Here is a 20,444-nt window from a genome sequence, read left to right as displayed (position 1 = left end):
CATTTATTATTAAAGTACAAACATTCACTCCAAATTAAAAGGAAACTTATTTAGTAACATCTTTTGTTACTTTATCAGCAAATTCATTGTTTACTATTGTTTTAAAATCAGGACGTTTTGGAAGTAAAGATTTGTTATAAGATTGCATAATATCCATTAGTCTATTATAGTCTTCTTCCTTAATACTTGGAGTCTCAGCAAAGGCTTTTATATCTCTATAATTTTTTGTGACATTTGTTAGTAAATCGATATCTGTACCAGGGAAAAAGCTTTTAATGGATGTTGCCACCTCTTTATCACTATGAGATTGAACCCAAAGTTGACCACGATGTATAGCTTTTGTAAAACTTTCAACTACTGATTTGTTTTTATCAATATAAGACTTAGTAGCAAAATAGCAAGTGTAAGGTAGTGAGCCAGCTTCAGCGCCTACTGAGGATACTATATAACCTGACTTTTCTTTTTCAAGCATTGAACCAGTTGGCTCGAATAATGTTACATAATCACCAAGACCTCCTTTAAAAGCACCACCAGTATTGGCAAAAGAGATATTTGTGATTAGTTTAATATCTTTTTTTACATCAATGCTATTTTTCTTTAGGACATATTCAAACGCCATTTCAGGAACCCCTCCAGGTCTTCCACCTATAATGCTCTTTCCACGAATGGAGTCCCAATTAAAATTCTTATCCTCAGATCTGCCCACTAAAAATGAACCATCTCTTTGAGTAAGTTGAGCAAAAACTACTGGGTAGTCTTCACGGCCTTGATTGTAAATATACATAACTTGTTCAGGACCACAAAATCCTATATCAGCATTTTTTGATAGAACCTGTTGCATAGTTTTATCAGCACCTTGACCAGTAGATAAGTCGATTTCTATGCCTTCATCTTTAAAGAATCCCTCATTCATTGCTACGTACATAGGAGCATAGAATACTGAACGTGTGACTTCATTTAAACGAACAGTAGTAGTTGATGAAGTTTTTTTATTTCCACAGCTAACTAAGGATGCAGCTAGAACAAATGCTAAAGATAAAGAAACAAGTAGTTTAGATTTTTTCTTCAATTAAGTGCATCTCCTGATAAATATTTATGTTGTATAATATGATAATTAATTGAAAAATGTTATGGACAATCAAGTGATTACAAAATTTATTAATAAAAGGTATATATTATGAAGAAAAACTTTAGATTATTAGGTAACAAAGTTTCAGATGAGTATATCAATAAAGTTACTAATAAGGTTATTAATAAAAATGTGTATAGTTAGATGTTGAAGGAAATGAAATAATGTTATTAATTTCTAAACTTTTAAACTGAATAAGTGATATTTATAATGTAATAAAATAAATAAATTACTAATTTTTACACTAAAGTAGTATTATACTTCTATTAGTGTAAGATAATATAAAAGTTAAGAGATTATAATAACATGAAAAAATGCAAATAAATATAAAAAAATGCTATTTATTTCCTCTAAGAAAAGGATTACAATCACAGTAAAGTTATCGATAACTTAATGTTGTTACTCATATTTATATGGTGGAGGGGAATTTATGAAAAAGAACAAGCTGATTAAAAAAATTGCCTTAGGGATGACTTTAGCAATGTGTGCTACAAGTCTTTTTGGATGTGGACAAACAGGTAGTAATAAGCCTACTGACAATTCACAAATAGAAAATAAAATTATAAGTATAAAGACAAAGCTAACCAACGCTAAAATTGACGGAGAAAAATTGGATGGAACAGGAAAGACTCTTACTACAATGGTATCCTTTACTCCACCACCAGCAACTCATGGTAACCCAGCAGTAAATGGTGGACCAGATTGGTCTATGGTTCCATTGATATATGATTATCTATGCGACTATAGTGCGCAGCCAGAAAAAACATTTAAACCATCATTATTAGATAGTTATAAATTTGAAAATAAGGTTCTAACTTTAAATTTAAAAAAGGATTTGAAGTGGAGTGATGGTAGTCCTTTAAATGCAGATGATATTATGAATGATATATTCGTAAATATGACTGTAAATAAAGTTGCATATTATGCAGAAAGTATAACAAAAAAAGATGATACAACAATAGAAATTAAATATGCCAAAGACTCAACTTTGATGTTAGATTATTTATTAAAGTTTGAAGTTAAATATTCAAAGAAAGAATATGGTAAGTGGGGATCTCAATTTCAAAAAGTATTTGAAACTATGAGAGAAAAAGATGATAAAGGTGGATATAAATTCACTAAGGATGGAGATAAGAAACAAAGTGAGATTAACAATGATATGTACAAATATTTACCTGACTTAACTAAAATATTATGTTCAGGACCATTCGTACCAGAAAAAGTTACATCTTCAGAAATTATCTTCAAGAAAAACCCTTACTATAGAATAAATGTTCCAATTGAGAAAGTAAGAGGAATTAGACCAACAAGTACAGAATCTACAGCAGTAGCAATTATGAACAAAGACTACACAATAGAAAATATGGGATTATCGCCAGATTTGGCTCAAAAAGTAGTTGAAAAAAATAGTGATACTATTAGACAAGTTGAAGCACCAGAATATAGTGAGCTTGGTTTCGCATTTAATGTTAATAAGGCTCCTACTAACAATTTAGCAGTAAGAAAAGCTATAGCATATATTATTGATAAGAAGCAAATAGCACCAGTATCCGAACCAGGTATGAGACTTGGAGATGAATATGCAGTAGGGTTACCTCCAACAGTAAGAGATAAGTACTTAGACAAAACTTACCTTAATACTTTAGAAAATTATACAATGGATAAGGACAAGGCAAAGAAATTACTTGAATCTGCTGGTTGGAAGAAACAAGGAAATAAGTGGGTTGATGCAAATGGTCAATCTCCAGAAATAAAGATTGCCGGAGTAGGAGAATATCCAGCTTATGTAATAATGGGTGAAGCAGCAGCAAATATGTTAAAAGATTTTGGATTAAATGCAACATTTACTCCTAAAGAAGCAGCAGCTTATAATGACTATTCAATGTCAGGAGATGCCCAAATGGTTATCAGTGGATTCGGAAGTCCTTCAAGTACTCAACATCCATTTGAAGCATATGACGGAATATGGTGGTATGGAAAGATGAATAATATTAAGTTCCCAACAAGTGGTGGACTAGTATTTAAAGATGAAAAGACAAACGAAGATTTTAAGTATAGTGAAAAAGAAACTGAATTATTTGATGCTGCTACAGCAGCAGAAATTACAGAAAAAACAAAGGCATTTGCAAAGTTCTTTAATGATAATATGTGGTATATTCCAGTAACAGAAAAATTCGTAATAACTAGAATTTACGATCCAAAGCTTTCATTAGCAGAGGCTCAAACAGGAAAAGAAATAAAAGATTTCTATTGGGGAGCAATGCTAAATGTTTCTATTGGAAAAATGATTAGAGGAGAAAAAATATATTTCGTTAAATAGATGAAATAGGTATTTATGCATATCCCAAAAGTAATTTTTAAAGTAAAAACTATTTTTGGGATAGCATAATTTAATAGGAGGGGGTACTTAATAATGAAAAAAATAATAACTTGCGTACTAACAATGCTAGCTTCATTATTATTAGTTTTCTTTGTAATACAAGCTATGCCAGGAAATCCAGTTAATGTATTGGCACAAGATTATATGAGAAGCACTCAAATGCCATATGATCAAGCTCTTAGTAAAGCCAAAATGGCGTTAAACTATGATCCAGATGAACCAGTAATTCAAAGATTTATTACTTATGTTAAAGGAATTGCAACAGGAAATTTAGGAAGTTCAATGTCATTTAAAGAACCTGTAACAAAAATAGTATTAGGTGCATTACCTTGGACATTACTTGTTTGTAGTATTTCATTATTATTATCTTTTGCAGTAGGAACTATTCTTGGTATTTATATTGCCTGGAAGAGAAGTAAAGTTTGGGATGGAATAATTACAGGATATCAAGCAATAATTGGATCAATTCCAGATTATATTGTAGCTTATTTATTAATAGTAATATTTTCAGTTGGATTAGGCTTGTTACCATCCAAAGGGGCATATGATTCTGCAGTGGAAGCAGGGTTTAATGCCACTTTTATAGGAAGTGTTTTAAAGCACGCAGCTTTACCTATATTAGCATATTTCATGACAACTCTAGCAGGTTGGATAATGGGAATGAGAGCAAACTGTTTATCAGTTTTAGGAGAAGACTATATAAATTATGCTAGGGCAAGAGGTCTATCAAATAGAAGAATAATATTTAATTATGTTGGAAGAAATGCAATGCTACCTATGGTAACTAGTGTAGCTATATCTTTTGGTATGATGTTTGGTGGATCACCATTAATTGAAAATTTATTTGTATACCCAGGAGTAGGATATTATCTATCTACTGCAATATCTAGAAGAGATTATCCTTTAATGCAAGGTATGTTCCTTATGATTATAGTAATGGTGTTATTGTCAAGTTTAATTGCTGAATTTTTATATGTAAAATTAAATCCAATGTTAAGGGAGAAATAAGATATGAATAATGCAGTAAATCTAAATAAAAATAAAACCACAATTACTAAAACAAATGAACAAGACGGCAAATTTTTGACAACAGTTAAAGAATTTTTCAATGTAATTTGGAATAATAAAATGTCTAGAGTTGGATTTCTTATTCTAGTATTTTTCCTTCTATTATCAATTTTTGGGCCTATGTTAGTTCCTGCACCAGAAAGTAATTATCTAAATAGATTGCTTGAACCATGTGCAGACCATTGGTTAGGGACAGATTATGCAGGAAGAGATATACTATGTCAATTTGTCCATGGATCAAGAGATGTACTTTTAGTAGCTTTCTATGCAGCCTGTTTTTCTATAGTATTTGCATGCGCTATAGGGATTTTTGCAGGATTAGCTGGTGGAAAAACTGATACTACTTTAATGCTTATCACTAATATTGTATTAACAATGCCAAGCTTTCCAGTAACAATGGTTCTTTCAATGGTTATAAATGTAAGTAATGATATTTTATTCGGTCTGGTTTTAAGTATATGGTCTTGGGCAGGATTAGCTAAAGCTATTAGGTCTCAAGTATTAGTATTAAAACATAAAGAGTTTATAGAAGTAAGTAAACTTATGGGAATTAGTTCTTTCAATATAATAACAAAGGATGTTATTCCTAACATAATATCTTTTATAGCAATAAATTTTATTGCCATAATGAAAGGCGCAATAATGACATCAGTTGGATTAATGGTTTTAGGTTTAGTTCCATTCCAAGGTAGTCATTGGGGGATGATGATACAAATGGCTATGTCTCAATCAGCAGTTTTATATGGTGGATTAGGACCAATAGTTTATTTTGTTACACCAATAATCGGAATATTATTATTCCAATTAGGATGCTATCTATTTGCTAATGGTTTAGATGAAGCATTAAATCCAAGACTACGTAAATAAGGAGTGAGAATAGTGAAACCATTAATTGAGATAAAGAACTTATCAATAGAATTTGAAGTTAAGGGTGGGAAGTTAAAAGCTTGTGATAATGTTTCTATTACAATAAACAGAGGAGAAATTCTTGGAGTAATAGGAGAAAGTGGTAGTGGAAAGTCTACCTTAGCTTCTGGTATTTTAGATTTGGTACAAGCTCCTGGAAAGATTAGTAATGGAGAGGTAATTTATTATACAGAAGATGATAAAAAAGTAAGTTTATTAGATCTTCCAAAAGAGGAATTGATGCAATATAGATGGAGTGAGATAGCAACAGTTTTTCAAGCAGCTCAAAATGCATTAAATCCTGTGCTTAAAATAAGAGAGCATTTTTTAGAAACAGTATATGCTCATTCTGATAAAGTAAAAGAAGATGAAATAATAAAAAAAGCAGAAGAAGTTTTAAAGTATGTTAGGTTAGATAAAAGTGTATTAGAATATTATCCACATCAGTTAAGTGGAGGAATGAAGCAAAGAGTATTAATTGCTTTAAGTCTTATCTTAGATCCTAAAATAATAATTCTTGATGAACCAACCACAGCTTTAGATGTAATAACTCAATGGTATATTATGGAGTTGTTAAAGGAAATTCATCAAAAGTTAGGAATTACTTTAGTATTTTTAACTCATGATATTTCAATTATTTCAGAAGTAGTTGATAGAATTGCAGTTATGTATGCCGGTGAAATTGTTGAATGTGGAGATGTTGCAAATGTATTTAATGAACCTTCACATCCATACACAAAAGGATTGCTAAATGCGATACCTACATTACATGATGATATTACTGAACGTAAGGCTATACCAGGAAACCCTCCTAATTTGTTGGAGAATTTCAAAAACTGCAAGTTTTCTGCTCGTTGCTACAGATTTTTAGGAAAAGAATGCTCTGGTGACAAAGAGAAAACTGAAAAATTATATGAAATAAGCAATAAGCAATGCACAAGGTGCTATGCTTATGCAGAAGAAGTAGAATGTACTAAGTAAAAAAGAAGGAAGGGATATAAGTGGGACTATTAAGTGTAGAAAATGCTAGTATTTCCTTTGAAAGTAGAGTGAATAAGAAGGAAAAAGTAGAAGTTTTATCAGATGTTAATTTAGATGTTAATAAAGGTGAAATTGTAGTAGTTGTAGGTGAAAGTGGATGTGGCAAAACTACTTTAGGGAAAATGATAGTTGGACTTCATAAGCCAACTAAGGGAAAAATAGTTTATAAGGGTAAGGATATAAGTAAATTAAAGGGAAAAGATTTTAAGGAGTATAGATTAGGTGTACAGATGGTACATCAAGATTCATTTGCTGCTTTAAACCCTAATAGGACAATATTCCAATCCTTATCTATGCCTTTATTACAACATAAAATTGCTAAGAATAAAAAAGAAGCAGAGGATATACTAAGGGAATCTTTTCAAGAAGTTGGATTAGTTCCACAAGAACAATTTTTATATAAATATCCTCATCAATTAAGTGGTGGACAGAGGCAGAGAGTGCTTTTAGCAAGAGCATTATCTGTAAAACCTGAGTTAATTGTTGCAGATGAACCAGTATCTATGGTTGATGTTTCATTAAGAATTTCTTTGATTGATTTAATGACAAAAATGAATAAGAAATTTGGAATATCTTTTGTATATATTACTCATGATTTAGCAACAGCAAGATATATTGCAAAGGATGGAAGGCTTGTAGTAATGTATCTTGGGAAAGTAATTGAATTAAACAATATTACTGATGCAATAGATCATCCTAAACATCCATACTTTCATGCATTGCTTGCAGCTGTACCTAAATCAATTAAATTTAGAAAAGACTATAGTTCAAAACAATTACCATTGAGAACATTGGATATGCCAAGCATAGTAAATCCTCCAACAGGCTGCAGGTTTCATACAAGATGTCCTTATTATACAGAGAAATGTGAGAAAGAAGCACCAAAATTATCTGAATACAAGGGAGGATATGTAGCATGTCATTATCCAGAGGAAGTAGAAGCACAAAGAGCACAAAGTCAAGAAATATTGAATTAACTTCAATTATTAGTTTTATTAAATTTATTCGTTGTATGGCGTTCGGTTTATTAGGTCTTGCTATTTTAGGAGTGGCCTTAATAAAAGATAATACTGAGGCACAAGTTATTTATGTAATGGTTATAGTTGTTAATTTAATAATGATAATAGGTGCAGGAATAGTTATAAGATTTTTAAGTATAAGAAATAACAAAGGAAGATAGATGTATGGTAAATGAAAATAATAAAATAGCTATTGAAAAATATTTATCTGAAATTGGATTCTACAGTATATTACTTGAATTTGATAATGTAAAAGAATATGCAGTATTTGTGGTTTATGTTAATGAAAAGTATTATGGAAAGATAGTTTTAAATGAAAAAGAAGATATAAGGATAAAGAAAACTCCGGCAATAAAGCTTGATGGAGGAGAAAATTGTATTGTTATTGAGAAAATTTATGGTTACGTTAATATAGAGTGTGCAAATTTACTTAAGGTGGATAGGCCTATTGATAAAAGTATAAGTTTTCAACTCTCTAATGTTAATTCTTCTAATGAATGTAAAGAATTAATGGGATTTTTCAAGAAGATTAAAGGAAAGGGTATACTTACAGGGCAACACTGCAATAAATCAACTGCTCCTGATGTGGAGTATGTTAAACGACTTACAGGAAAGATACCTGCAATAATTGGATTTGACCTACTTAGTTATTCTCTTCATGTAGGAACAAATGACAGTACATGGGAATGCATTGATGAAATTGCTAATAATAGAGGGAGTATTGAAGGTGCAATTGAATGGTCAAGGAAGGGTGCTATTATAACTTTTTGCTGGCATTGGTTCTCACCAATGTATGGAGAAGATAAGAGTTTCTATACAAGTAATACTAAATTTGATTTAAAAGAAGCATTGATCCAAGATAGTAAGGAATATATTGAAATGATTAAAGATTTAGATGCTATTGCGAAAAAGTTAAAAGTTTTAAGAGATAATAATATTCCTGTTTTGTGGAGACCATTGCATGAAGCCGATGGTAATTGGTTTTGGTGGGGAGCACAAGGACCTGAATCATATATTAGGTTGTACAGATTAATGTATGATAGATATGTAAATTATCATAATCTTAATAATTTAATATGGATATGGAATGCACCTGATAGGCAATACTATCCAGGAGATGATGTGGTTGATATTGCTAGCATAGATATATACACACCAAATGGAAATGATGGGCCGATGTCACTGGATTATCAAAGTGTAAATGAGATTCCTAGTAAAGGAAAACCTATAGCGTTAGCTGAGAACGGTACAGTTCCTAATCTTGATTTAATAGAGCAGAGTAAAACAAATTGGCTTTGGTTTATGACTTGGAATGGTTTTCTAGCTGATCAGAAATGGAATACTAAAGAAAAAATAATAGACGCATTTAACCATCCTTACGCAATTAATTTAGATAATTTGTTAGATATCAAGTGAATCTTAGTTGAACTTACACCCTCAAGGGGTACCTCGTCCAGGAGCGTGCAGCCGTTATCTCCAACTTAAGCAAATAAGTGAAAGTCAAAATCTATGATTTGGTTACTTGAACTTAGTTAACTAATGAATTAGTTAACTTCATTAAAATCAATTTAGTGTGAATCGGTTAAGCAGACATCTCAAATCTATGATTTGATGATGGTCGCTTACTCTGTGAGTACTCATCTGACTTTAGGAAGGGGAGTTTCATATAAAGTTGGAGTGTTACGGATGCTAGCTATCGGATAAAAAAATAAATAACTGATAAGAAAAGTCTGTAGTTATATTATTCAATATAATTTACAGACTTTTCTTATATAAGGTAGTCAAAGCAATGATATTAAATTGCACATTTATCAATTTTAGCTTCAATTTGTGTCATAGCTACAGGATTTAATATATCTTGGAGTTCAGTTTCAGTAAGAAATCCTCCTTCTAAAACTAAAGTAGTTACAGTTTTTCCTGTTTTTAAAGCAGTTTTTGCAATTTCTGCAGATTTCTTATATCCGATATATGGACAAAGAGCAGTAGCAGTGCCTACGCTTTGGTCTAATAATTCTTTACATCTTTCCTCATTAGCAGTAATGCCTGTAATGCAATTATCTACAAAAGTTCTTGTAGCATTTTCTAAAGTTTCTATAGATTCAAATAGATTGTAGAATAAAACTGGCTCGAAGGCATTTAATTCTAATTGCCCAGATTCAGCAGCCATAGTTATTGTAAAATCATTTCCGATTATATTAAAGGCAACTTGAGAAACCACTTCTGGTATTACAGGATTTATTTTTCCTGGCATAATTGAAGATCCGTTTTGTTTTGCTGGAAGGTTAATTTCAGCTAGCCCAGTTTTTGGACCACTTGATAATAGACGTAAGTCATTAGAAATCTTAGATAGATTAACAGCACAAGTTTTAAGAATTCCAGAAACACTAACAAAACTATCTAAGTTTTGAGTTGCATCTATAAGGTCATCAGCTTGAACTATTTTTTTGCCAGTCACAGTTTGGAGGTTAGCAGTGATATTACTTAGATACTCAGGTGTTGCATTAATTGAAGTACCTATAGCAGTAGCTCCTATATTTATTGTAAGCATTTCTTTTTGGGCTTTATTAAGACGATCTATATCACGTTTTACTACTGAAGCATAGGCATTAAAAGATTGTCCTAAACGTATTGGAACTGCATCTTGCAATTGAGTTCTTCCCATTTTAATTATATTATCAAACTCTGCAGATTTTACTACTAGAGCGTTGTATAGTCTTTGAAGTTGTGCAATAGCTCTTGGCAATAAAGTAAGGACTGAAAGTTTACCTGCTGTTGGAAAAACATCATTAGTTGATTGAGCCATATTTACATGGTCATTTGGATGAACAATAGTGTAGTCACCCTTATTGCCACCAAGCAACTCTATAGCACGATTTGCTATTACTTCATTAGCATTCATATTAGCTGAGGTACCAGCGCCACCTTGAATTGGATCTACTATAAATTGGTCATGAAGCTTTCCAGATATTATTTCATCACAAGCTGTTATAATTGCTTTAGCAATATTATCTGTTAAAAAACCTGCCTTATTATTTGTAATTGCTGCAGCTTTTTTTATTTCAGCAAGGCTAATTATTAGGGTAGGATTCATTCCTTTTCCAGTTATATAAAAATTATTGTGAGCACGTAAAGATTGCACACCATAATAAGCTTCTATTGGAACTTTAATACTTCCTATTGAATCAGATTCTATCCTTGTATTCATATAAAAATTCATCTCCGTTTTCAATTATTTTCTACATGATTGAGAATAGCATCCTTTAGAACTAAAGTAAATGATATAAGTCTAATTGCGAATAATAACTATAATATTATAAGTTTATCTTAACTAAATTAATAAATGAGAAGTTTGACTTAAATAAATTAATACCGAACAGAAGAGAAATAATTTAAAGAAAAAACAGAATATTTATATTATTTAGTAAAAAGCATAAAAAATTAATTTTATTAAGTGAAATGATAAAAAAGACTTGTACATTTGCTAAAACTGCCGTATTATATAAATATAGTGCAAAGGAGCACATCAATATGCAATATTGATGTGCTCCTTTTTTTAAAAGAATTTAAGCATCTGAAAGTAGATAGGTTTATATTCTAATTTATTTGGACGGGCTATTTATTTTCTGATGCCTTATTAAGAAATAATATATGTTTGGAGTAGTGCAGATATGGATAAGATTGATTTTAAAATCATTGAATTATTACAGGAGAATGCTAGATATCCACTTAAGCATTTAGCAGAGGAAGTATATTTATCAACACCAGCAGTATCAACTCGTATAGAAAAGTTAGAAAAATCAGGGGTAATCACTGGATATAATGCTAAAGTGGATCAATTAAAGCTTGGATATAATATTACAGCTTTTATTAATTTAGAGATGTCACCAAAGCAAAAACCAATATTTTATCCTTTTATAGCTGAATGTCCAAATGTAATTGAATGCAATTGTGTAACAGGAAAGTATTCAATGCTTATCAAGGTTGCATATGCTACAACATTAGAACTAGATGCATTTATTGGTCAATTACAGAAGTTTGGAAATACAGAAACTCAAATTGTATTTTCAACTCCAGTGGAGCATAGGGGATTGAAGGTTAAGGAAAAATAATATCATAGAAAAAAGACTTCAGAAAAATTTCTGAAGTCTTTTTTCATTAATAATGAAAATTATGTTTCTTTGGTAGTATTAGATCCTCTAAAGAAAGAAAAACTAATAATGAATATGGCAAGTACATTTATCAGTCCAAATATTGTACTTTTAGTATAATCTAAATTTTGTATAACATTAGTTTGATAAATTACGATACTTATTCCTGGAATAAGTATTAAAGCAGCATAAAACTTTCTTCTTTTAAAATTTGAGAAGATGAACATACCACACATTATAGCCACAAATATAGCAACAACGATAATTTTCATTAATAACACTCTCCAAAGCAAATATATTTAAATTATTTTAAAAGATACCTTTTTTCTTTGATCTTTTTCTGTTATTAGCTTTAATTAAGTTAATAATAAATAAAATTAAGAATATAACTACAGCAGCAACTACTAAACAAATAGCATAAAGACCAAGATTATCTTTAACTAAAGTTGATGTAGAAATTTGAGCAGATGCAGAGTAGTCTTTTGAATAAGCTCTTTGAGAAGCTCTAACTTTTACTAGTGATGAATTTTTAGCTAAATCCCAAGCATTTGTAGTTGAACCTATAACTTTAGTTTTTAACTCTTTATCGTTAACAGCATTTTTATAGTATTCAATATTTTCATTAAGAGTAATTGGAACATCTATAGTTTTTGTTGGACCAAAGAATCTCAATGGTTTATAGCTAACTTTTACAGTTTCAATTGTTTTTCCCTTTGGTAAAAATACAGATTTTTGTTGTTTATAACTCCAATCTATAATGCTATTCATATCCTTGAATACTTGAACACCAGTATCACGAGTAGATTTTAATACAACTCCAATTATCTTTCTTCCATCTCTATCATAAACTGAAGTTAGACATTTACCAGCCTGACTTGTTGTCCCTGTTTTTCCGCCTATGTTTCCATCTTTACCTAAAAGATTATTTAAATTTGTCATATCTATAGATTTACCATTACTTATAGAAACTTTAGCTTTTTCTGTTCCCATTACTTCCTTTATCCAATCATTATGGAAGGCAGCCTTAGTTAAAATTGATAAATCATAAGCAGTAGTATAGTGATCGTCATCATGAAGACCATTTGGTGTTACAAAGTGTGTATGACTTAAACCTAGGGCTTTTGCCTTATCATTCATCAACTTTGCAAAATCTGTAGTATTTCCAGCAATGCTATCAGCCATCATTGTTGCTGCATCATTTGCTGAGAATAAAAGTAATGATTTCATTACATCATCAGCAGTCATTGTTTCTCCAACCTTTATTGCTCCTGGGTAATTTGCACTAAAGGATTCAGCAGGTTGTGTTTTTGCATCCTCAGTATAAGGAATTGTATCACTTTTTTGTTTTTTCTCAGCAAATACCAATCCTGTAATTAATTTTGTAATTGATGCAGGATATCTTTTAGTGTCTATATCTTTTGCATAGATTATTTCTCCTGTTTCATAATCCACAGTTATTGCAGATTGACCTACTACACTTGGTTGAGTTTCACTAGCATGTGCTATTTTAGCAGTAGGAGCTAAAACAGTAATAAAACAAGCTATAGCTAATGTACTAATTATTCTTTTACGTCTCACTTTTTCATCTCTCCAATCATTGTCTTTAGCAATATTAAGTATAGCATTATTAAATATGCTATACAATATATAAATAATAATGTAACTATTTTGAAATAGTCTTTTAATTCTTAGTCGAATTTAATTTTCTTAGAATAGCTTCTTTTGCTTTTAGTTCAAAAGTATCATTTAAAGGTTCCAAGGAAAAATCACTGTATTTTTTGTGTAATGCGGCATTTATAAGTCTATCAGCTAATTCAGGGTTTTTGGATAACAGAGATCCATGGAAGTATGTGCCGTAAGTGTTTTTGTAAATGCAACCCTCGTAACCATCAGTTCCATTATTACCATACCCGTGAAGTACCTTGCCTAAAGGCTTTAAATCATTTATATAGGTTCTTCCTGAATGATTTTCAAAACCTACATAGGTTTCATTAAAATCTTCATTAATTATTGCTGTATTACCTATAAATCTGTCGCTGCATGCCTCAGTATAGATATTTAATATATCTAAACCATTTAGCTTTTCACCAGTAGAAGTCATATAGTATTTACCTAAGAGTTGGTAACCTCCACAGATTGCAAGAAATACTTTTCCTGATTCTATATAATCTTTGATGCTGTCTCTTTTAGTATCAAAGATATCTTGAGATACAATGGATTGCTCATAATCTTGTCCCCCACCAAAGAAGGTGATATCATATAGATCTTTATCAAAATCATCTTTAAGTGAAAGATTTGAAATATTTACAGTAATGCCTCTAAGTTCAGCTCTATGTTTAAGTATTAATATATTTCCTACGTCACCATAAACATTAAGCAGATCAGGATATAGATGACAAATATTAAGCTCCATAAAATCACTCCTTACCAAAGTTTTTTAATATAGCCCACACTATGTAAATATTTTCTGTAATTTATCATAGCAGTGTAGGTTGCCAATATATAAACTTTATTACCATTTGAAGAAGAAATCTTATCTGTAAGTGTTTTGTAGTCTTCTTCAATTATAAAATTATCTTTATCTAGATTAGCTACTTTTAATCTAACAGCCATATCATAAAGTCTTGTTCCACTGATAAATATATCCTTTACTGGAGTTTTAGATAGTTTTTCAAAGTTTACGTCCCAAATCCAAGAAACATCTCTACCATCAGCATAGTTATCATTAAGCATGAAACAACAATTGTAATCAGCTTCATTAAGACAAAGTAAATCAATAGCTTGATTGAATCCAGCAGGATTTTTTACTAATATAATTTTTATATCCTTATCTCCAATCTTGAATTCTTCCTGTCTACCAAAGCTAGAAGTTTGCTTTTCAAAAGACTTTTTGATACTTTCGTCAGAAACCTTAAGTTCTTTACCAATACTATAAGCACATAAGGCGTTATAGATGTTATAGATTCCTGATTGAGTTACAGTAAATTCAGTATCATTTAACATAACCTTTGAGTAGTCTGAGGTTACCTCTAAGATTGAAGTAACAGCATAATTAAGTGGTTCTCTCTTATAGCCACAATTTGGACAATAAAAATCACCAAGGTGATTATAAGTTATGAAATTATACTCATAGGGTGATTTGCAGAATTTACAGAATTTAGCGTCTGCATTGATATCAACCGTATTATTTTCGCTTATTGATTGGTTAAAACCGTAATAAACTTTGGGGTTAGGCAAGTCGAGCTTTCCTAATAAAGATTCATCACCATTTAAAACTAGGGTAGAACTTGGTACTTTAACTACACCTTCAAGAATTTTGTTTAGAGTAGTATAAACTTCTCCATATCTGTCAAGTTGATCTCTAAATAAATTTGTTATAGTAATAATTTCAGGTGTAATATATTCTGTAATAAATTTTAAATTAGCTTCATCTACTTCTAAAACTGCATATTTAGTCTTTCTATTATTAAACTTAAAGTTTTGAAGAAGGCAGGAAACTATACCAGGAAGCATATTTGCACCAGTATTATTAGTTATAGTATCAAGTCCATGTTCAGTAAGAAGATTATTTATCATAGAGGTAGTGGTAGTTTTACCATTGGTACCAGTTATTAAAACAACCTTATAATTTTTAGATATCTCTTTTAAAATTGTATTATCGAATTTTAAAGCTATCTTTCCAGGAAAATTACTTCCTCCCTTTAAAAGATGTTTAGAAATAAATAAGGTGAACTTTCCACAAATAATAGCCATAATAGATTTGAATTTTATTTTAAACACCACCTTAAATTAAAAGTTATATATTAATTTTATACAATAAATGAATACATTAATCAATTTTACTAGTAAATATCTATAAAAGTAAAGCTTTCTTTTATTTTTTTAGTAAATCCTTTAATCTTAGAGTTTACATTGTTTATGATTTGTTCTCTGTTATTTACATCGTTAATAAATAATTTTAGTCCTACTGAAATTGGTTTTTTTGAATCAAAAACTATATCAACTAATGGAGTATAGGAATTTTTGTTATCATATAGGTTATACAGTATTAGACTTTTTTTTCTTAATTCAAAACTTGCATTAGTATCTCCTGTAGTAATTAAGACTGTTACTCCTGATTTTACTAATAGGTCAATAAAGTCATTTTTCACCAAGTTCTTTGAGTCTAAAAATACTATAGTGGCAAAATTTAATCTTGTATATTCTTTTATAGAATTAACTGTTGACTCCATGGTTCCCACAGTTAAAGAATCCATATTTACATATATATAAGCAAGTTTATTTTTATCATTTATATTTTCTATGATATGAGTTTCATTACACTGTTTTATATTATTTAACGCATTTCCAGATGCTTTTAATGTATCTAAAGAACACATAAGTATATTAGGAGTTAAACTGTTTAGATTTTGATTTAAATATGTATTATTTATTCTATCATTATTGGATAGCATAGCTAACTTAACATCATAATCAGAAGCTTCAGGGAAAAATGTTACATTTTCATCCTTAGGAGTGTTAATCCAATAAGGAGCCACAGTAACTTCAGAAATATTTTTATCAGAAGCTCCGCTATAATAATTATCAGTAGCATATTTGTTTTTATAATTTATAAACATTAACGGGTTTAAATTATTAAATAATACTCCTAGTAAAAAGAAGGCTAAGAAAAAAATAATTAACGTAGATAGACGTGGTTTAAGTTTTTTAATTTTCATAAAATCACCTTTCAAAATAGACTAAACACAGTATAGCATATTGAATAACAAAATTAAACGTACTTATTAATGATGATAAAAGTGTGTGATCCATAGTTTAAATTGATTGTGTAATTTTTAAAGAACAACAATAATATGTAAATCTTAAGAAAGTGTTAATAAAAAATTAAATAGACAAAAAAAGTTAATCTATTATAATTAAATAAGAGACATTACAATTAAGGAGTGAAGAAATTTGGATTTTATATTGATATTTAAGGCAATTATTATTGCTATTGTAGAAGCACTTACAGAGTTTATACCTGTATCTTCAACTGGGCATGAAATTCTCGTAGGAAAGCTTATAGGGTTTTATGATACACCTTTTACCAAAATGTATATGGTAGTTATTCAATTAGCTGCAATTTTTGCAGTAGTAGTTTTATTTTGGCAGAAGATAAAGAATGCAGTGATAGAATTCTTTGCATATATTTTTTCAGGCGGAAAAAAAGGTGAAGAAGGATTTAAGTTTGGAATTAATGTTATTGTAGGAACAATTCCAGCTGTAATAGTTGGATTAGGGATACACAAAATAATTGAAGAAAAATTAATGAGCGTAAGTACAGTAGCTATTGGTTTTATTGTAGGTGGTATATTACTTATAGTTACAGAAAATATGTATAGAAAAAAGAGAAAGCATGCTAAAATGGCTACTGAAATTAATGATATAAGCTATGGTCAAGCATTGACTGTAGGAATATTTCAATGTTTGTCTTTATGGCCAGGTATGTCAAGGAGTGCATCTACTATTATAGGTGGATGGTTAGCAGGTATGAAAACATCTCTTGCTGCTGAATTTTCATTTTTCTTAGCAATTCCAGCAATGTGTGGAGCTACAATAATGTCAGTTAAAGATTTGGATTTTTCAATTATGAATTCAAGTAACTGGGTAGCTTTAGGTTTAGGTTGTGTAGTTTGTTTTATAGTTTCATACTTTGTAGTAGAAGCATTTATGAATTACTTAAAGAAGAAACCAATGAGAATATTTGCAGTTTACAGAGTTGTAGCAGGTATATTACTAGCAGTATTAATCTTTACTAAGGTAATACAATAGATAAAATAGTTGTTTTATTTAAGTTTTTTAAATAGAACAACTTTTTTTATAAAGCAGGATGGTAAAATTTACAATTAAAATTGTCTGGAATTATGAAAATTGTGAAAATTTTTAACATTCTTAAAAAGTTACTTTAATATAAAATATGAATATGATATATTTGAATAAAGAAGAAAACATTTACGTCTTCTAGAAAGTAACTAATGGTTAGGGGGAATATGAGATGGCAAAAGAAATTAAAAAAATTGCACTATTAACAGGAGGAGGAGATTGCTCAGGCTTGAATGCAGTAATACAAGCTGCAGTAAAAACAGCCATACTACAATATGGGTATGAAGTATATGGCTATAAGTTTGGATATAGAGGATTATATAATAATGATTTGATGCCACTTACATTGGAATCAGTATCAGGAATATTAGGAAGAGGAGGCACAATATTATATAGTTCAAATAAAGATAATTTATTTGATTATCAAGTTGAAGAAAATGGAAAGATGGTCAAAAAAGATGTTTCTAATGTGGGTGTAGAAAATCTAAAAAAAGAAGGAATTGATGCTTTAGTTGTAATTGGTGGAGATGGAACTTTAACATCAGCAAGAGATTTTTCAAGAAAAGGAGTAAATGTAATTGGTGTTCCTAAAACTATAGATAATGATTTAGCTTGCACAGATGTAACCTTTGGTTTCAATACAGCTATTGATGTGGCTACAGAAGCATTAGATAGATTACACACCACAGCAGAATCACATCATAGGGTAATGATTCTTGAAGTTATGGGCAGAAATGCTGGATGGATAGCTCTTGAATCAGGTATAGCAGGATCAGCAGATGTAATACTTATTCCTGAAATTCCTTACGACATAAATAAGGTTGTAGAAAAAATTAGAGCAAGAGAAGAAAGAGGAAAGTTATTTACAATAATAGTTGTAGCAGAAGGAGCAAAACCAAAAGATGGAGAGGTTGTAGTTCAAAAAATAGTTGAAGATAGTCCAGATCCAATAAGACTTGGTGGAATTGGTAACAAACTAGCTGCTGATTTGGAAAAACTAGTGAAAAATCATGAGATTAGAAATACAGTTCTTGGACATATCCAAAGAGGTGGTACTACTGGTACTTATGATAGAATATTATCAACCAGATACGGAGTTAAGGCAGTTGAATTAGTTGCTGAAGGAATGTTTGGTAATATGGTAGCATTAAAAGGTGATACTATAGGCTATGATAGTTTAGAAAACGTAATTGGAAAATTGAAAACTGTAAAACCAGATGATGAACTTGTTAATATAGCAAGAAGTATTGGTATATCATTTGGAGATTAAGATTATATTATAAGATAAATTTAAATAAGCTCCTTGAAATGTCTATTAATTTTTAGAAGTTTCAAGGAGTTTAAATTATAGGTTTTACAAAGATGGTTAAAAATAGAGTTTGATGTATCTTTTCAAGATAAAAGATTATTATGGGAAATTAAAAAAAAACTTCAAAATATTCTGACAATATGTTATACTTAGTATAGAGAATTTAACTTTATATAGAAAGCTGGAGGGTATTATGAAAGAGATAAAAAGATATTTACAAACAAGATTAGGATCTTATGGCTTTTACTTTGAAGATTTAAAAAGTGGGTATTCCTTTGGATATAATGAAAACGTCCCAATGACAGCTGCGGGATGTATGAAACTTCCTATAGCTGTGGCTCTGATAAAAGAAGAGGAGTTTGGCAATGTGAGTTTTTTAGATAAAATAAAAATAGAAGAAAATGATAAGGTTTACGGCACTGGCATTATTCATGAATTTAATGATAGAGAGTACACTATTTTTGAATTAATGGTAGCAATGCTGATTCAAAGTGATAATACTGCTGCAAATAAAATAATAGATATATTAGGATTTGATAGAATAAATTCTGTTATAAAAGAATTAAAACTTACAGAGACTGTTCTTAATAGAAAAACTAGCGATGAAAGAAATGTGAATAGTGAGGTTGAAAACATAACTTCAGCTAAAGATCTTTCTCTAATTTGGAAGACTCTATACAACAGAACATATTTAAATGAAAAAAATAGCCAAATGCTTATAGATATATTGACTAGACAACAAATTAAAAACAAATTAGCTTTATATATACCAGATGATTTGAAGTATGAAATTTCAAGTAAAACAGGAGATAAAAAAGGCATTGAGAATGATACAGAATTAATAAATCTTGATAAAGGTAATTTTGTATTTACTGTAATGTCACAAGATATACCTAATTCAGTTTATGGTACAGTGACATTGGCTAAGTGTGGGAAGATGATGTGGGATAATGTTATGAATAACTGGAATTAATTTAAGAATGTGATAACTCCTAGGTTTCTAGGGGTTATTATTTTTAATTAAATAGTAAATTAAAAAAAATTGATTAGGATGAAAGGAAAAATAGCTAAAGTTATCTAATATAAGTGTACAATGCTACTTCTGTTAACATTTTTATCGGTTATTATTTTGCCATACTGGTTAATATAATAGTGCCGGCAAGAAATAAATAAAAAATATTTCAAGAAATTAAAAAATAATTTTTTGAAGTAAAAAAAATTTTGAGGAGGTAATTCATTATGGCATCTAATAATAACAACAGAGTTTTAGTTCCAGAAGCAAAAGCAGGTTTAAACAGATTAAAGACTGAGGTTGCATCAGAAGTAGGAATATCAAACTATGACAGCGTAGACAAAGGAAACCTTTCTTCAAGACAAAACGGAAGCGTTGGCGGAGAAATGGTTAAGAGAATGATAGAAAGCTACGAAAAACAACTTTAATAAATAAATAATTAAATAATATAAATGCACTAGGTGTATACTTAGTGCATTTATAAATGTAAACATAATGTCCATCAAATGAATTTACCAAGCAATGTATTAAATAAAAAAGGTACTATTTAGATTAAGATATCAAATCTAA

General features: G+C 29.9%; 19 protein-coding genes. 12 read left to right on the top strand and 7 right to left on the bottom strand.

The window, feature by feature from the left end:
* Positions 1 to 46: 46 nt before the first annotated feature.
* Positions 47 to 1,069 carry an ABC transporter substrate-binding protein gene (locus OCU47_RS10490; protein ID WP_261828551.1) on the bottom strand — a complete coding sequence of 341 codons (1,023 nt, stop codon included), beginning with the start codon at positions 1,067 to 1,069 and terminating at the stop codon, positions 47 to 49.
* Between the two features lie 490 nt (positions 1,070 to 1,559).
* Here OCU47_RS10490 and OCU47_RS10485 point away from each other — a divergent pair, with 490 nt between their 5' ends.
* The 7 genes from OCU47_RS10485 to OCU47_RS10455 all read left to right on the top strand — a co-directional run bounded on the left by OCU47_RS10485 (position 1,560) and on the right by OCU47_RS10455 (position 8,959).
* Positions 1,560 to 3,449: an ABC transporter substrate-binding protein gene (locus OCU47_RS10485; protein WP_261828550.1), complete on the top strand. Its 1,890-nt coding sequence runs from the start codon at positions 1,560 to 1,562 to the stop codon at positions 3,447 to 3,449.
* A gap of 93 nt (positions 3,450 to 3,542) precedes the next feature.
* A complete protein-coding gene (locus OCU47_RS10480; protein WP_261828549.1) occupies positions 3,543 to 4,517 on the top strand; it encodes an ABC transporter permease in 975 nt (324 codons plus the stop codon).
* Between the two features lie 3 nt (positions 4,518 to 4,520).
* Entirely contained in the window at positions 4,521 to 5,444 is a 924-nt protein-coding gene (locus OCU47_RS10475) for an ABC transporter permease (protein ID WP_261828548.1), read from the top strand.
* 12 nt (positions 5,445 to 5,456) lie between these two features.
* A complete protein-coding gene (locus tag OCU47_RS10470; RefSeq protein WP_261828547.1) occupies positions 5,457 to 6,464 on the top strand; it encodes an ABC transporter ATP-binding protein in 1,008 nt (335 codons plus the stop codon).
* Positions 6,465 to 6,484: 20 nt separating this feature from the next.
* A complete protein-coding gene (locus tag OCU47_RS10465) occupies positions 6,485 to 7,501 on the top strand; it encodes an ABC transporter ATP-binding protein (protein ID WP_261828546.1) in 1,017 nt (338 codons plus the stop codon).
* Positions 7,441 to 7,704: a hypothetical protein gene (locus OCU47_RS10460; protein ID WP_261828545.1), complete on the top strand. Its 264-nt coding sequence runs from the start codon at positions 7,441 to 7,443 to the stop codon at positions 7,702 to 7,704. Before OCU47_RS10465 ends, OCU47_RS10460 begins: the two co-directional genes overlap by 61 nt.
* A 4-nt stretch (positions 7,705 to 7,708) precedes the next feature.
* A complete protein-coding gene (locus OCU47_RS10455) occupies positions 7,709 to 8,959 on the top strand; it encodes a glycoside hydrolase family 26 protein (RefSeq protein ID WP_261828544.1) in 1,251 nt (416 codons plus the stop codon).
* 379 nt (positions 8,960 to 9,338) lie between these two features.
* Here OCU47_RS10455 and OCU47_RS10450 read toward each other — a convergent pair whose 3' ends face one another.
* Positions 9,339 to 10,748 (bottom strand): aspartate ammonia-lyase, encoded by a 1,410-nt coding sequence (locus tag OCU47_RS10450; protein ID WP_261828543.1) that lies wholly within the window; start codon positions 10,746 to 10,748, stop codon positions 9,339 to 9,341.
* Positions 10,749 to 11,211: 463 nt separating this feature from the next.
* On the opposite strand from OCU47_RS10450, the gene OCU47_RS10445 reads away from it, so the two are divergent.
* Complete coding sequence (locus OCU47_RS10445) at positions 11,212 to 11,652, top strand: Lrp/AsnC family transcriptional regulator (RefSeq protein ID WP_261828542.1); 441 nt, start codon at positions 11,212 to 11,214, stop codon at positions 11,650 to 11,652.
* 59 nt (positions 11,653 to 11,711) lie between these two features.
* On the opposite strand, the gene OCU47_RS10440 is transcribed toward OCU47_RS10445, so the two are convergent.
* From OCU47_RS10440 to OCU47_RS10420, 5 genes are all read right to left on the bottom strand, one after another.
* Positions 11,712 to 11,963, bottom strand: a complete 252-nt coding sequence (locus tag OCU47_RS10440; RefSeq protein ID WP_261828541.1) for a hypothetical protein — start codon at positions 11,961 to 11,963, stop codon at positions 11,712 to 11,714.
* 37 nt (positions 11,964 to 12,000) lie between these two features.
* Entirely contained in the window at positions 12,001 to 13,269 is a 1,269-nt protein-coding gene (locus OCU47_RS10435) for a D-alanyl-D-alanine carboxypeptidase family protein (protein WP_261828540.1), read from the bottom strand.
* A 103-nt stretch (positions 13,270 to 13,372) separates the two neighbouring features.
* Positions 13,373 to 14,104, bottom strand: a complete 732-nt coding sequence (locus OCU47_RS10430) for a type 1 glutamine amidotransferase (RefSeq protein ID WP_261828539.1) — start codon at positions 14,102 to 14,104, stop codon at positions 13,373 to 13,375.
* 11 nt (positions 14,105 to 14,115) lie between these two features.
* Positions 14,116 to 15,471 (bottom strand): MurT ligase domain-containing protein, encoded by a 1,356-nt coding sequence (locus OCU47_RS10425; protein ID WP_376778035.1) that lies wholly within the window; start codon positions 15,469 to 15,471, stop codon positions 14,116 to 14,118.
* 62 nt (positions 15,472 to 15,533) lie between these two features.
* Entirely contained in the window at positions 15,534 to 16,409 is an 876-nt protein-coding gene (locus OCU47_RS10420) for a hypothetical protein (RefSeq protein ID WP_261828537.1), read from the bottom strand.
* A 235-nt stretch (positions 16,410 to 16,644) separates the two neighbouring features.
* On the opposite strand from OCU47_RS10420, the gene OCU47_RS10415 reads away from it, so the two are divergent.
* The 4 genes from OCU47_RS10415 (at position 16,645) to OCU47_RS10400 (ending at position 20,302) form a co-directional block, all read left to right on the top strand.
* Positions 16,645 to 17,502, top strand: a complete 858-nt coding sequence (locus OCU47_RS10415) for an undecaprenyl-diphosphate phosphatase (protein WP_261828536.1) — start codon at positions 16,645 to 16,647, stop codon at positions 17,500 to 17,502.
* A 223-nt stretch (positions 17,503 to 17,725) separates the two neighbouring features.
* Positions 17,726 to 18,823: a 6-phosphofructokinase gene (locus OCU47_RS10410; RefSeq protein WP_261828535.1), complete on the top strand. Its 1,098-nt coding sequence runs from the start codon at positions 17,726 to 17,728 to the stop codon at positions 18,821 to 18,823.
* A gap of 232 nt (positions 18,824 to 19,055) precedes the next feature.
* Positions 19,056 to 19,835 carry a serine hydrolase gene (locus OCU47_RS10405; protein WP_261828534.1) on the top strand — a complete coding sequence of 260 codons (780 nt, stop codon included), beginning with the start codon at positions 19,056 to 19,058 and terminating at the stop codon, positions 19,833 to 19,835.
* 266 nt (positions 19,836 to 20,101) lie between these two features.
* Complete coding sequence (locus OCU47_RS10400) at positions 20,102 to 20,302, top strand: alpha/beta-type small acid-soluble spore protein (RefSeq protein ID WP_261828533.1); 201 nt, start codon at positions 20,102 to 20,104, stop codon at positions 20,300 to 20,302.
* Positions 20,303 to 20,444 lie beyond the last annotated feature (142 nt).

The sequence above is a fragment of the Clostridium sp. TW13 genome, from assembly GCF_024345225.1.
In the GTDB taxonomy this organism is placed as follows: domain Bacteria; phylum Bacillota; class Clostridia; order Clostridiales; family Clostridiaceae; genus Inconstantimicrobium; species Inconstantimicrobium mannanitabidum.
Note: the sequence above shows the minus strand (reverse complement) of the source record. Positions and strands in the feature narration are given on the sequence as shown.

Coding starts and splice junctions, on each gene's coding strand:
- OCU47_RS10485 (WP_261828550.1), top strand. CDS start 1,560: ATGAAAAAGAACAAGCTGATTAAAAAAATTGCCTTAGGGATGACTTTA.
- OCU47_RS10480 (WP_261828549.1), top strand. CDS start 3,543: ATGAAAAAAATAATAACTTGCGTACTAACAATGCTAGCTTCATTATTA.
- OCU47_RS10475 (WP_261828548.1), top strand. CDS start 4,521: ATGAATAATGCAGTAAATCTAAATAAAAATAAAACCACAATTACTAAA.
- OCU47_RS10460 (WP_261828545.1), top strand. CDS start 7,441: ATGTCATTATCCAGAGGAAGTAGAAGCACAAAGAGCACAAAGTCAAGA.
- OCU47_RS10455 (WP_261828544.1), top strand. CDS start 7,709: ATGGTAAATGAAAATAATAAAATAGCTATTGAAAAATATTTATCTGAA.
- OCU47_RS10450 (WP_261828543.1), bottom strand. CDS start 10,748: ATGAATACAAGGATAGAATCTGATTCAATAGGAAGTATTAAAGTTCCA.
- OCU47_RS10445 (WP_261828542.1), top strand. CDS start 11,212: ATGGATAAGATTGATTTTAAAATCATTGAATTATTACAGGAGAATGCT.
- OCU47_RS10440 (WP_261828541.1), bottom strand. CDS start 11,963: ATGAAAATTATCGTTGTTGCTATATTTGTGGCTATAATGTGTGGTATG.
- OCU47_RS10430 (WP_261828539.1), bottom strand. CDS start 14,104: ATGGAGCTTAATATTTGTCATCTATATCCTGATCTGCTTAATGTTTAT.
- OCU47_RS10420 (WP_261828537.1), bottom strand. CDS start 16,409: ATGAAAATTAAAAAACTTAAACCACGTCTATCTACGTTAATTATTTTT.
- OCU47_RS10410 (WP_261828535.1), top strand. CDS start 17,726: ATGGCAAAAGAAATTAAAAAAATTGCACTATTAACAGGAGGAGGAGAT.
- OCU47_RS10405 (WP_261828534.1), top strand. CDS start 19,056: ATGAAAGAGATAAAAAGATATTTACAAACAAGATTAGGATCTTATGGC.
- OCU47_RS10400 (WP_261828533.1), top strand. CDS start 20,102: ATGGCATCTAATAATAACAACAGAGTTTTAGTTCCAGAAGCAAAAGCA.